A 12,664-nucleotide genomic window follows, 5' to 3' on the forward strand; every position below is an offset into this window, starting at 1 on the left:
GTCGTCGGCGCTGCCCCGGGTTCTGGGCGCGCTCCCAGATCCCTGGGGGAACCATCCGGCCCGCGCGGTGTGGTCGTCAACCGGCCTGTCCGGAACCGGACGGCGATTCGGCTGTTCGGCGGCCGGGCGCGTCTCACCTGGCCTCGCGGCCGGGCGCTACCGCCGGGTCGTCGCCGCGACGAGGGTCGAGGAGATGTGCGCGTGCTCGGCGCCGGCCGGGACGAAGAGCGTCTCGATGCCGCTCAGGTGGCGGTTCATCCAGGCCATCGGCCACTCGTGCGCCAGGTCCTCCGACGTGCGCACGCCTCGCACGATCACGCCGATGCCCGCCTCGCGGCAGTAGTCGACCAGCAGTCGGCCGGGGCTGGAGTCCACCGTGACGTTGACCAGGTCGCCGGTCAGGTCGGCCAGCAGGGTCAGGCGCTCGTCGAGGGCGAGCCTGCCGCGGCCGGCCTTCTCCGGGTTCGTCAGGACGCACATGACGACTTCGTCGAACATGTCCGCGGCCCGGCGCGCCACGTCGAGGTGTCCCCGCGTGGCCAGGTCGAAGGAACCGGGGAAGACGGCGCGCACGTCCGTGACGTTAGTGATCGACGGCGGCCGCGCGGGCGGGATGGTGACCTAGGTCTCTCCCCCCGGGGGGTGGTGGCGCGAGCCCGCTAGCGGGGGATCTGTCCGTCCACATGCGACAGTCGAGGCTAAAGGCGCCGCAGGGACTTTTAGCACTTCGGTGCGTTGACGCCCGGAACGGCGCGTGGCTACATTGACGAGTTGATCTCGAAAGATCGGCCTCAAAGTCGAAACTTTCGACCGCCGGTGACGGAGCCCGGTGGTGCGGCCGGTCCCGACACCGATGTCAGGAGAACACACATGTCAGCACCAGCAGGGCGCGCCCGCCGCGTCCTCGCCGCGACGACGGTCGCCGTCGCGGGCGCGCTCGCGGTCGGCATGGCGGTCGCCGCGCCGTCCTCGGCGGACGCCTCGCCGACCCTCGGGCAGCTCGCCGCCGCGAAGGGCCGCTACTTCGGCTCGGCGACGGACAACCCGACGTTGACCAACGCCGCCTACACCGCCGTGCTGGGCAGCGAGTTCGACCAGATCACCGTCGGCAACACCCAGAAGTGGATGTACACCGAGCCCGAGCGCGGGCGGTTCGACTACAGCCAGGCGGACCAGATCGTCGCCTTCGCCCAGGCCCACGACCAGGTCGTGCGCGGGCACACCCTCGTGTGGCACAACCAGCTCCCCGGCTGGATCGACAGCGTGCCCGCCGGCGAGCTGCTCGGCGTCATGCGCAACCACGTCGCCAACGTCGCCGGCCACTACAAGGGCGAGGTGATCCACTGGGACGTGGTCAACGAGGCGTTCGAGGAGGACGGCACCCGGCGGCAGTCGGTGTTCCAGCAGAAGATCGGCGACGGCTACATCGCCGAGGCGTTCAAGGCCGCCCGCGCCGCCGACCCGAACGCCAAGCTCTACTACAACGACTACAACATCGAGGGCGTCAACGCCAAGAGCGACGCCGTCTACAACCTGGTGAAGTCGTTCAAGCAGCAGGGCATCCCCATCGACGGCGTCGGCCTCCAGGCCCACCTCATCCTCGGCCAGGTCCCGAGCACCCTGAAGCAGAACATCCAGCGCTTCGCGGACCTCGGCGTCGACGTCGCCATCACCGAGCTCGACATCCGCATGCGCACGCCCCGCGACGCCGCCAAGGACGCCCAGCAGGCCGCCGACTACCGGACCGTGGTCAACGCCTGCCTGGCCGTGGCCCGCTGCGTCGGCATCACCGTCTGGGACTTCTCCGACGGCCACTCCTGGATCCCCTCGGTGTTCCCCGGCGAGGGCGCGGCCCTGATCTACGACGAGGGCTTCGCCAAGAAGCCCTCGTACTGGGCCGTGTACGAAGCCCTCGGCGGCACCACGACCACCACCACGACGACCACCACGACCTGGGACATCCCGGTCACCGGCTGCACCGCCACCTACCGCGTGACCGGCCAGTGGGGTGGCGGCTACCAGGCCGAGGTCACCGTCCGCAACACCCGCGCCACCGCCACCACCGGCTGGACCGCCAAGTGGACCCTCGCCCAGGGCCAGACCGTGGGCAACCTGTGGAACGGCGTGGCCACCACCAACGGCCAGGAGGTGACCGTGCGCAACGCCGGCTACAACGGCAGGGTCGCCGCCGGCGGCACCGCCACGTTCGGCTTCATCGGCACCTCCACGGGCGCCAACCCCGTGCCCACCGTGACCTGCACCATGACCTGACCGAGGCTTGCGGTGGGGCGGCGCCACCCGCCCCACCGCGAGCCCCCTGTAGTGCGTGCGCACCAGGGCGCGTGGGCGACTGGTCCGGGCGCACCAGGGGGAAGACGGTGACGGGGGACGATGCCCCGCCGCGCGGCGCGCGGAAGTGTCGGGGGCGTGCTCCTCACCGAAGACGACAAGACGCCCACACCCGAAGTCCCGGCGCCCCCGGTTCCCCTGGGGAAGCTGTCCACGGCCGCCCTCGGCGTCCTGGCCCTCGCCCTCGGCACGCTCCAATCCGTGGTGGAGCCCGCGCTCCCGCTGCTGCAACGCGAACTGGGGGTCGGTCCCGCCGAAGGGGCGTTGATCGCCAACGCGGTGCTCGTCACCGGCGCGGTCGTCGCACCCGTCGCGGGCAAGCTCGGCGACCGCCACGGCGGGAAGCGGGTCCTGATCCGGCTGATGGCCCTGGTGTCGGCCGGTGGCCTGCTGGCCGGCCTGGCGCCGAACCTGCCGGTGCTGCTGCTCGGCCAGGTGTTGCAGGGCGTCATGGTGGGCGCCCTGCCCCTCTCCTTCATCCTGGTGCGCGAACACCTGCCCGCGGGACGGACGCAGGTGGCGATCGGCCTGGTCCTGGCGCTGTTCACGGGCGGCGGCGTGGTCGGCGCGCTGATCGCCGGCCCGGTCGCGGAGGCGCTGTCCTGGCAGTGGGTGTTCACGCTGCCGACGATCGTGGTCATCGCGACCACGGTGCTCCTGGCCCGGCTGATGCCGCACGACCCGCCGGCCCGCGCGGGCGGCGGGGTCGACTGGCCCGGCGCGGTCCTGCTGAGCGGCACGTTGCTCGCGTTCATGGTCGGGCTGGTGGCGGTGACGGGCGGCGGCCTGCCCCCGCTCGCGGTCGGCGCCGTCGCGGTGGCCGTGGTCGCCCTCGCGACCGGGTGGGTCGTGGTCGAGCGCCGGGCGGCCGCGCCGATGGTCGACCTGCGGATGCTCGCGAAACCCGCCCTGTGGCACCCGGTCGTGCTCACCTTCGTCATCACCACCGGTTTCGGGGTGGTGGTCTTCCTGCTCCCGCAGCTGTTCGCGGCCCCGGCCGACGGGTACGGCTTCGGGCTCGACACCACCGACATCGGGTTGCTCCTGCTGCCCGGCGCCCTCGCCGGGGCGGTCAGCGACTCGGTCGGCGGCCTCGCGGCGCGGCGCTTCGGCCCGCGTGCCGTGGTCGTCGCGGGCACCGTCCTCACGACGGCCGCGATGTTCGCCCTGGCCTCGCTGCACACCGCGGCGTGGCAGCTCGTCGCCGCGAAGGTGCTGATCGCGTTCGCCGCGGGCATCGGCACCACGGCGCTGCTCGCCGGCGCCGCCACCGCCGTCGAGACCGGTAACACCGGTATCGCCACCGGCCTGCTCGTGGTGACCCGGGTGGTCGGCACGGCCCTGGGCGTCCAGGTCGGCGGGGTGATCCTCACCGTCGGGACCGACCCCGCCACGGGCCGGCCCGCCGAATCGGCCTTCGCCGCGGGTTTCGTCGTCGCCGGCCTCGTCGCCGCGGTCTCGCTGATCATCGTCCGCACCACCGGGAAAGAGGTCCAGGCATGATGCCCACCGGTCTGCCGAGGAACGGGAGCGCCACCGCCAAGCGCGAAGTCCTCATCTCCGGAGCCGGTATCTCCGGACCCGCGCTGGCCTATTGGCTGCACCGGGCCGGATTCGCGGTCACCGTGGTGGAAAAGGCGAGCGCGCCGCGCGGCGGGGGTTATCCGATCGACATCCGCGGCACCGCGGTGGAGGTGGTCCGGCGGATGGGCGTGCTGCCGCTGCTGCGGGACGCGCACATCTCGTCGCGCCGCCTCACCTTCCTCGACGCCGACGGCGGCGAAATAGCCTCGGTCGGTTCCCACGCCGTCGCCGGCGGCGTCGAGGGGCAGGACCTCGAAGTGCGCCGGGGCGACCTGGCCGAGATCCTCCACTCGCTGGTCCGCGACGACGTGGAATTCCTGTTCGACGATTCCGCGGACACCTTCGACCAGTCCGATCGAGGGGTCGACGTCGTTTTCCGCAGCGGGCGGCGGCGCACGTTCGACCTGGTGGTCGGGGCCGACGGCGCGCACTCGCGCACCCGGGAGTCCCTGTTCGGCCCCGAAGAGCGGTTCCACCGCTACCTCGGCTACTGCTTCGCGATCTTCACCATGCCGAACACCCCCGGGCTCTCCCGCGAGGTCGTCATGTGGAACAGCCCGGGGAGGGCCGCGGCCCTCTACGCCGTCGACGACGACGAGCTGCACGCCTTCCTGACCTTCCACCGGCCGGAACCGCCGCTCGACGCCCTCCGGGACCCCGCCGCCCAGCGGGACCTGGTCGCCGCGACCTTCGCGGACGCGGGGTGGGAGGTGCCCCGCATGGTCGACGCCCTGCGCGGGGCGGACGACCTGTTCTTCGACACGGCCGGCCAGATCCGCCTGCCCCGCTGGTCCACCGGCCGCGTCGCGCTGGTCGGCGACGCCGCGCACGCGCCCTCGTTCCTCACCGGGCAGGGTTCGAGCCTCGCGCTGGTCGGCGCCTACGTGCTGGCCGCCGCCCTGGCGTCGAACCGGGACCACACCGCGGCCCTCGCCGCCTACGAACACGGCCTCCGCGAGTTCGTGGCCGCGAACCAGGGGCTGGTGGACCGCGGCGGGGCCACGCTCTTCCCCGTCACGGAGCGGGCGCTGGAGCAGCGCAACGCCGTGCTGCGCGGCCTGGCCACCACGCCCACCCCGCCGGTGCGACCGGAGCACTCGGCCCTCGTGCTGCCCGGGTTCGCTCAGGGCGGCGCGCCGCCGTCGGGTGCGGCCCGGACCAGTCCCGTCCGGTAGGCGATGACGACGAGCTGCGCCCGGTCGCGGGCCTCCAGCTTCGTCATGGCGCGCTGCACGTGGGCGCGGACGGTGAAGGGGCTGACGACCATCCGGTGGGCGATCTCCTGGTTGGACAGGCCGGTCGCGACCAGGGCCACCACCTCGCGTTCGCGCGGGGTGAGCACGGCGAGCCGTTCGGGGTGGTGCGGCGGGGCGCCGTCCGGCGTGGCCAGGAAGCGGGCAACCAGGGAGCGGGTCGCGGCCGGGGACAGGAGGGTGTCGCCGGCCGCGATCGTGCGCACGGCGTCCAGCAGGTCCCCGGCCCCGATGCCCTTGCCGACGAAGCCGCCGGCGCCCGCGCGCAGCGCCCGGGCCACGTGCTCGTCCGTCTCGTACGTGGTGAGGACCAGGACGCGGGCGGCGCGCAGTTCCGGGTCCGCGCAGATCTCCGCCGTGGCGGTGAGGCCGTCCACCTCGGGCATGCGGATGTCCATGACCACCACGTCCGGGCGCAGCTCCCTGGTGAGCCGCACCGCCTCCCCGCCGTCGGCGGCCTCGCCGACCACGGTGATGTCGTCGGCGCTGTCGAGGAGCAGGCGGAAGGCGCCGCGCAGCAGGGCCTGGTCGTCGGCGAGCAGCACCCGGATCGTCACGGCGCGCCCCCCGCCTCGCCGTCGCCCGGCGTGACCTCGGCGGCCCTCGGCGTCGCGTCCCTGGCGGGTGGGAGGGGCAGTTGGGCGGAGACGAGGAAGCCGCCCCCCGGGCGCCTGCCGGCGGAGAGGTCGCCGCCGACCGCGGTGGCGCGTTCGCGCATGCCGATCAGGCCGTAACCGGGCGGGCGGTCCAACGCCGCGGACGTGTTCGGTGCGGCGGCGGCGTCCCCTCCTGCGTCCCCTCCTGCGTCCCCTCCGTCGTCGGCGACGGTGATGGCCACGCGGTCGCGGTGCCAGGCGAGGCGCACCCGGGCGCTGCCGGTGCCGGCGTGCCTGGTCACGTTGGTCAGGGCCTCCTGGACGATGCGGTAGGCGGTGAGGTCCACCCCCGGCGGCAGCGGCCTGGGCGTGCCCTCGTGGTGCACCGACACCTCCAGGCCCGCGCGGCGGAACGAGTCGAGGAGCGCGGGGAGCCGGGACAGCCCCGGCGCCGGTTCGGCGGGCGCGGCCGGGTCACCGGACTGGCGCAGCAGGCCCACCGTGGCCCGCAGCTCGTCGAGCGCGTCGGCGGTGGTCCCGACGAGTTCACCCAGGCTCTTGCGGGCCTGCTCCGGGCGGAGGTCGAACAGGTGGGCGGCGACCGAGGCCTGCGCGTTGGCCAGGGTGATCTGGTGGGCCACGAGGTCGTGCAGCTCCCGCGCGATGCGCACCCGTTCCTCGGCCACCCTCCGGCGCGCCTCGCCCTCCCGGCCCTCCTCGGCCCTCCGGGCCCGCTCCTCCACGGCCGCCAGGTAGTTCCGCCGGTTCCGCACCGAGTGCCCGAGCACGCCGGCCACCAGCGGGAACGCGCCCATCGCGCCCACCCTGCCGGCGTCCTGCCACGAGAGGTCCCCGAACAGGGAGGAGGCCGCCGACAGCACCACGGCGGTGAGCAGCACCGCGCCCGCCACGCGCCGCTCGTCGCGCACGGTCAGCGCGCAGGAGTAGGCGGCGACCAGGGCGGGGGCCACGAGGAGCGGGGTCGGCACGAGACCCAGGTGCGGCGCGAGCGCGCCGCCCGCGGTCGTGACCGCCAGGGCGGTCAGGGGCGCCCGGTCCCGCAGCGGCAGCACGGCGCAGGTCACGGCGGCGAGGAGGTGGGCCGCGACGGGTGGCGGGGACAGCGCGCCGTCGACCCGCACCGCGCCGCCGAGCAGGCAGACCGCGAACGCCGTCGCCGTGATCGCCCCGTGCCGCCACCACGTGCCGCGCGGCCGGTGACCGCCGTCCTCGTTCGTCATGGCCGGTCCGGCGCCCCCGCCCCGATGTCCGCATTCGGCAGCACGCGGTCCAGGGTACGGATGATCACGGGGCCGGGTGGGCGCTCGGGAGGACGCGGGGTGCGCCCGGGCAACCGGCGGGATCCGCCCGTGGACCGCCGCGCCGATCGTCCCCGGGCGTCCCCCGCCGGGCCGGTGCGAACCTCCTGCCCGTCGCCCCGGTGGCCCCGCGAACGGCCTACGCCGCCGAAGAGCCCTCCGCGTGGTTGAACTCGTAGCCGACCCGCTCCGGCCCGCCCTCCACGAAGTCGGTGATCACGCTGGGGTTGGCGTGGATGTTCACCATCACCGCGCGGTCCTCGCCGACGTTGGTGAAGGTGTGCGGGACGTCGGCCTCGACGATGCAGACCTCGTTCGGGCCGGTGGTCCGCACCTCGCCGTCGGCCTCCAGCTCCACCTGGCCGTGGAGGGTGATGAACACCTCGTCGTACGGGTGCACGTGGCGTTTCGGCCCGGCGCCCGGCGGCAGGTCCACGATGAAGGCCGAGACGCTGACGTCACCGTGCTTGCCGCCGTCGAAGATGCGGGCCATGATCTCGCCGTTCATCCGGACGGACGGGAGATCTGCCTTGTTCACGATCCGCATGGGTTGACCTTTCCTCTACTCGGGTGAGGAGGACACATCGCGTGAATGTCGGAACCTTTCCGCCCGACAATTCGAGTAAAGCGGCGGCCGTCGTCGCGGGTCCACCGGGTGGGCTTCACTTCTTCAAGTCGAGTTCGAGTCGAATCGAAGAAGTGCCCGGCGTCGTTCATTACCGCCGAGGGCGACTTGACACAGTGCGTTTCGGGGTGACTGGCGGCCTGTCCCCGTGATCCCGTGCTTGGTGTCATGGGTGCGGGCCGGCGATATGGCCGACCGCGCTCATGCCGGAAAGCTCACGCCGGAAAGGCGGAAGAAATGATCTCCCCGACGAGGCCGGAGCCGACCCGACGACGAGGGGGCCTGGTCCTGCCGATCCTCTTCCTCGGCACGTTCACCATGGGCAGCGCCGAGTTCCTCGTGGTGGGCGTCCTCAACCTCATCGCGCAGGAGACCGCGGTGACGATCAGCACCGCCGGCACCCTGGTCACCGCCTACGCCCTCGGCCTGGCGATCGGCGGTCCCGTCCTCACCGCGGTCACCTTCAAATTCGGCCGGCGGCTCGTCCTGCAACTGGCGACGGTGGTGTACGTCGCCGCGACCGCGCTGATCGCGGTCACCACCGATTTCACCCTGCTGGTCCTCGCCCGCGCGCTGACCGGCGCCGCCCAGGGCCTGTTCGTCGCCGTGGCCATCACCATCGGCATCGGCGTCGTCGCCCCCGAGCGGATGGGGCGGGCCATCTCGATCGTCGTCGGCGGGTTCGCGGTCGCCACCGCGTTCGGCGTCCCGCTGGGGACGCTGGTCGGGCAGTCGGTGGGGTGGCGCGGCGGGTTCGTCGGCATCGGCGTGATCGGTGCGCTGGTGCTGGTCGCGTCGCTGCTGTTCGTGCCCCGGGTCGAGGCCGCCGGGGCGTTCGGGTTCCGCTCGCAGGTCCGCCACGCCCTGCACCCGAGGGTCCTCGCGGTGCTGGGCTTCGCGGTCCTGCTGTTCGCCGGCCAGTTCACCGTGCTGACCTACGTGGAGCCCTACCTCGGTGACACCACCGGCATCTCCGGCGGCCTGGTCAGCGCCTTCCTCCTGGCCTTCGGCGTCACCAACGCGCTCGGCACGTTCCTCGGCGGCAGGTTCGCCGACCTGAACGCGACGGCGACGATGGTGGTCTGCGGCGTCGTCCTGGCGGTGGTGTTCGGCGCGCTGACGCTCGTCGGTTCGATGCCCGTCCCGACCGCGCTGCTCATGGGCGCGTGGGGGCTGGCCGGCTTCTCCGCCGTGCCGTCCGTGCAGTACCGGGTGGCGGCCCTGGCCGGGCCGGGCGGCAACCTCGCCGCCTCGCTGCCCGCGTCCGCGCTCAACGCGGGGATCGCCGTCGGCGCGCTGGTCGGCGGTTGGACCGTGGCCGGCAGCGGCCTCAACGCCATCACCGTGGTCGGCCTGGTCATCTGCGCGGTCGCCGTGCCGGTCGCGTGGGCGACCGGCCTGCTCAAGCCGTCGAGCGAGGCGCCCGGCACCGCGGCGTCGCCCGACGACGCCGTCACCCCGCCGCTCCGCTGACGGTCCTGCCCGACGCACACCTCGCCAACGAGAAAGGCTGCACTCATGCCTCACGAGCTCAAAGGAAAGCGCGCCGTGGTCACGGCCGGAACCCGCGGGATCGGCCTGGGCGTCGTCGAACGGTTCCTGGAGGAGGGCGCGACCGTCGTGGCGCTGGCGCGCAACCCGGCCCCGCACCTCCCCGACGGCGCGACCCTGGTGCGCGCCGACCTCGGCACCCTGGACGGCGTGCGGTCGGCCGCCGACGAGGCGATCGAGGTGCTCGGCGGCGTCGACGTGCTGGTCAACTGCCTCGGCGGCGGGCCGGAGAGCGGTCTGCAGCCCTTCTTCGAGGGCAGTTCGACGATCCCCGACGAGCTGTGGGTCTCGGTGCTGCAGACGGCGTACCTGGCGGCGGTTCGCCTGGACCGCGCCGTCCTGCCCGGCATGATCGCGCAGGGTTCCGGCTCGATCATCGAGGTGGCCGCCAACGCCTCCCGGCGGCCCATCCCGGCGCTGCTGCACTACTCCACGGCCAAGGCGGCGCTCACGCACTACGCCAAGGGCCTCGCGACCGAGGTCGCGCCCAAGGGGGTGCGGGTCAACTGCGTGTCACCCGGCCTGACCAGGACGCCGACCATCGACGAGCTGGTCGGCCTCATCGCCCGGGACGGCGACCAGGACCCGGCCGACGTCCACAAGATGCTGGTGGAGATGGAGAGCGCGCCGTTGCCGGGCGAGACCACGCCGGAGGACGTCGCGAACGTGGTCGTGTTCCTGGCCTCGGACCGGGCGTCCCGGGTCACCGGCGCCAACTACGTCGTCGACGCCGGGTCCCTCACCCAGCTGTGACCGCCGCGCCCGGGCCCGCCGGGGGTCACGACCGCCGGCGGGCCCGGGGCGCGGTTCGCTTCGCGCCGAGCGCGCGTGTCGCCGCGGCACGGCCCGACGGAGTCGGCGACCCGGTCGGTCGCGGCGGGGACGCGCGCCGTGGTCCTACGTGTCGTACTCGCCGCTATCCCACGGTTCGCTGAAAGCCATGTAGTTGCCCGGGTGCAGCTCCACCCACCACGAGTCGTCCTCCTCGTCGCCGGGCCGGGGGAGGAGGCCGAAGGTGGTGCCGAAGCGCTCGACGGAGAAGGGCGCGACCTCGATCCGCGTGAACGTCACCTCGCCGAGTTCCCGCAACCTGGCCTCGTACCGCTCCCGGCGGCGCTCCCGGTCCATCCCGGCGCGCGGCCCGAACTCGTCGATCCGGGCCTCCAGGAGCCGGCCGTCCGGGGTGAACAGGAACAGGGCGACGAACTCGTTCCCCTCCTGCCCGTCCCCGCCCGGCTCGAACGGCGTGGTGAGGAAGAACTGCCTGCCGTCAGCGGTGCGGCCGACGTGTTCGGCGTGGTGGTCGTCGTGGTCGATCGCGATGAGGTCGGGCGCGCCCATGGCGGCAGACCCTAGCGGGGCGGGTTCGGTCCGCGGTCGTCCAAGCGCCGACGGCGGGCACCCCGCAGTTCGGCCCGCAGGTCGTGGCACGCGCGGACGAGGGGGATGAGGGCGCGGACGAACCTCGTGCCCGCCGCGGGCAGGCGGGTGAGGACGCCGATCGCCACCGCGGCCGTCCCCGCCCACGCCATCACGTCCACCATCACGGGGCCTCCTCCGGTCTTGCGCGCGTGCGCTCTGCCTGCGGGCCACGACTGTCGCGGTCCACCTCTGGTCCGGCCCTTGTCCGGCCTGGCAATGTGGTTCGCCGCGGACAACCGCCGGTTGTCCGCGGACGGGACGCGCTGCGAGGTGAGGATGCGGTCAGGCCGCCCCTGGGGCGTGCTCAAAGGCGACGACCGGGCGCGGCACGACCTCGCGCGGCACCTGCGTGGCCTGGTGGACCACTCGGAGCTGACGCTCAAGGCGGTCGGCGGGCACTGCGGGTGCAGCGACACGACGGTGTCGAAGCAGCTGGCCGGCGACCAGTTGCCGCCGTGGGGGTTCGTGGAGGCCGTGGTCGACGCGTGCACGCCCGACGAACGCCGTCGGCCGGAGCGCAGGCGCGCGGCCAGGGAGCTGTGGCAGCGCGCCGCGCGCGCCAGGCGGGTGGACCTGCCACCGGCGGAACCGGGGCTGGTCGACGCGCACACGCGGCTGGTGCGCGCGCAGGAGGAGACCATCGCGACGCAGCGCCGGCTCATCGAGGTCACCGACGAGCTGAGCACCGCACGTCGGCAGCTGTTGGAGAGCGTGCAGGTCGAGCACCGGTCGTCACAGGCCATCATGGTCCTGCGGATCGTGCTCGTGCGCTTGTCCGCGCTGCTCTCCCGACTCACCTCCGAACGCGACCGCTACCTGGCCGAGGCGACTCGCCACCAGGCCGAACTCGAGCGGACGCGCCGGGAGCTGTCCGACACCGAGCGGCAGCGCGGCAGGGCGAGGGACCAGCTCGACCAGGCGAAGGGGGAACGGCAGCGCGCCTCGGCGTTGACGGAACTCCTGCACGACAAGGTCAACGACCTGGAGGGCCGCCTCCGGCGGTCGGGGGTGACACCACCCGAGCCCGGCACCGACGCGGTGGTGGCGCCGGAGCCGGGCCCGTCGACGCCCGACGAGATCCTGCTCGACACCGCGGCGGGGCTGGACCGGTTGCAGCGCCTGCTGGACGCGCACGGGACCGAGCTGGCCGAACTCGAATCCGCGGCCGCGGGGGAGCGCCCTCCCGCGCGGCCGGACCCGGATCCCCTCCCCGTCCTGCTCGGCGCGCTGTCCCCGGACGCCTTCGGGCCCGGTGACCCGAACGCCGACACCGGTGACGGGCGCACCGAGGGCGACAAGTGGCAGGCGATCGCCGAGCACGTCCGCGAGCGGTTCGAAGCCGACCGCGCCGTGCTCCGGGTCCGCGCCGACACGCGGGCGCCGATGCGCACGTTCGTGGCGGGTGAGCCGTTGCCACCGGGGATGCGCCGCGACGACCCGCGCTCGTTGCGCGAGGACGAGATGCTCCAGCTGCCCGGCACGCAGGTGCGGCGCTTCAGCGCCGTCGGCGCGAGCCCCGGGGTCGCGGAGGCACTGGCCCGGCGCGACGCGCGGGAAGCGCTGGTGGCGCCGATCCGCGGGGTCTCCCAGCTGCTGGGCGCGGTCGAGGTGCACGACCGGTCGGGGGAGGGGCGTGGCTTCGACGAGGGCCACGTCGACTCCCTGCGCTCCTTGGCCCGTCACCTGTCGCTCGTCGTGGACAACCGGCGGTTGCTGGCGCGGTTGCGCCACGACGCCTACCACGACCCGTTGACCGGTTTGCTGAACCGGCCGGGTTTCCGGGAGGCGGCCACGGAGCCGATGCGCCAGGCGGAGACGGCCGTGGTGTTGCGGATCGACCTGGACGTGTTGTCGACGGTGTCGGACGCGTTGGGGCAGGCGTGGGCCAACCGGATGGTGGTGGCCGCGGGTCGGCGGTTGCGCGACGAGCTGGGGCCGGAGGTGCCGCTGGCGCGGTTGGAGGGC

Annotated in this window: 12 protein-coding genes; 6 read left to right on the forward strand and 6 right to left on the reverse strand. The window is 73.7% G+C overall.

Translation table 11 applies throughout. The features are described 5' to 3' along the window. Positions 1-156: 156 nt before the first annotated feature. Positions 157-573: a pantetheine-phosphate adenylyltransferase gene (gene coaD / locus ACFV4N_RS31330; RefSeq protein ID WP_499676238.1), complete on the reverse strand. Its 417-nt coding sequence runs from the start codon at positions 571-573 to the stop codon at positions 157-159. 297 nt (positions 574-870) lie between these two features. Between coaD and ACFV4N_RS31335 the strand changes: the two genes are divergently transcribed. The 3 genes from ACFV4N_RS31335 to ACFV4N_RS31345 all read left to right on the forward strand — a co-directional run bounded on the left by ACFV4N_RS31335 (position 871) and on the right by ACFV4N_RS31345 (position 5,108). Further along, on the forward strand, positions 871-2,271 hold the full coding sequence (locus tag ACFV4N_RS31335; protein WP_499676239.1) for a glycoside hydrolase family 10 protein: 1,401 nt from the start codon (positions 871-873) through the stop codon (positions 2,269-2,271). A gap of 156 nt (positions 2,272-2,427) precedes the next feature. Then, on the forward strand, positions 2,428-3,852 hold the full coding sequence (locus ACFV4N_RS31340; protein WP_499676240.1) for an MFS transporter: 1,425 nt from the start codon (positions 2,428-2,430) through the stop codon (positions 3,850-3,852). Then, positions 3,849-5,108 (forward strand): FAD-dependent monooxygenase, encoded by a 1,260-nt coding sequence (locus ACFV4N_RS31345; protein WP_499676241.1) that lies wholly within the window; start codon positions 3,849-3,851, stop codon positions 5,106-5,108. The genes ACFV4N_RS31340 and ACFV4N_RS31345 overlap by 4 nt, the downstream gene beginning before the upstream one ends. Here ACFV4N_RS31345 and ACFV4N_RS31350 read toward each other — a convergent pair. From ACFV4N_RS31350 to ACFV4N_RS31360, 3 genes are all read right to left on the reverse strand, one after another. After that, positions 5,057-5,743 (reverse strand): response regulator transcription factor, encoded by a 687-nt coding sequence (locus ACFV4N_RS31350; RefSeq protein ID WP_499676242.1) that lies wholly within the window; start codon positions 5,741-5,743, stop codon positions 5,057-5,059. The two genes, ACFV4N_RS31345 and ACFV4N_RS31350, sit on opposite strands and share 52 nt — an antisense overlap. Continuing rightward, the gene (locus ACFV4N_RS31355) at positions 5,740-7,023 is read right to left on the reverse strand and encodes a sensor histidine kinase (RefSeq protein WP_499676243.1); all 1,284 of its coding nucleotides are present in this window, start codon (positions 7,021-7,023) and stop codon (positions 5,740-5,742) included. The genes ACFV4N_RS31350 and ACFV4N_RS31355 overlap by 4 nt, the downstream gene beginning before the upstream one ends. Positions 7,024-7,240: 217 nt before the next feature. After that, positions 7,241-7,648 (reverse strand): cupin domain-containing protein, encoded by a 408-nt coding sequence (locus ACFV4N_RS31360; RefSeq protein WP_499676244.1) that lies wholly within the window; start codon positions 7,646-7,648, stop codon positions 7,241-7,243. A gap of 315 nt (positions 7,649-7,963) precedes the next feature. Here ACFV4N_RS31360 and ACFV4N_RS31365 point away from each other — a divergent pair, with 315 nt between their 5' ends. Beyond that, entirely contained in the window at positions 7,964-9,199 is a 1,236-nt protein-coding gene (locus ACFV4N_RS31365; protein ID WP_499676245.1) for an MFS transporter, read from the forward strand. Between the two features lie 45 nt (positions 9,200-9,244). After that, positions 9,245-10,030: an oxidoreductase gene (locus tag ACFV4N_RS31370; RefSeq protein ID WP_499676246.1), complete on the forward strand. Its 786-nt coding sequence runs from the start codon at positions 9,245-9,247 to the stop codon at positions 10,028-10,030. A 144-nt stretch (positions 10,031-10,174) separates the two neighbouring features. On the opposite strand, the gene ACFV4N_RS31375 is transcribed toward ACFV4N_RS31370, so the two are convergent. Both ACFV4N_RS31375 and ACFV4N_RS31380 read right to left on the reverse strand, forming a co-directional pair. Beyond that, complete coding sequence (locus ACFV4N_RS31375; protein ID WP_499676247.1) at positions 10,175-10,618, reverse strand: hypothetical protein; 444 nt, start codon at positions 10,616-10,618, stop codon at positions 10,175-10,177. Between the two features lie 11 nt (positions 10,619-10,629). Continuing rightward, a complete protein-coding gene (locus ACFV4N_RS31380) occupies positions 10,630-10,824 on the reverse strand; it encodes a hypothetical protein (protein WP_499676248.1) in 195 nt (64 codons plus the stop codon). A gap of 76 nt (positions 10,825-10,900) precedes the next feature. Between ACFV4N_RS31380 and ACFV4N_RS31385 the strand changes: the two genes are divergently transcribed. After that, the coding region (locus tag ACFV4N_RS31385) for a diguanylate cyclase domain-containing protein (RefSeq protein WP_499676249.1) at positions 10,901-12,664 on the forward strand (1,764 nt) is incomplete at its 3' end.

It is taken from the genome of Actinosynnema sp. NPDC059797 (genome assembly GCF_042732085.1).
In the GTDB taxonomy this organism is placed as follows: domain Bacteria; phylum Actinomycetota; class Actinomycetes; order Mycobacteriales; family Pseudonocardiaceae; genus Actinosynnema.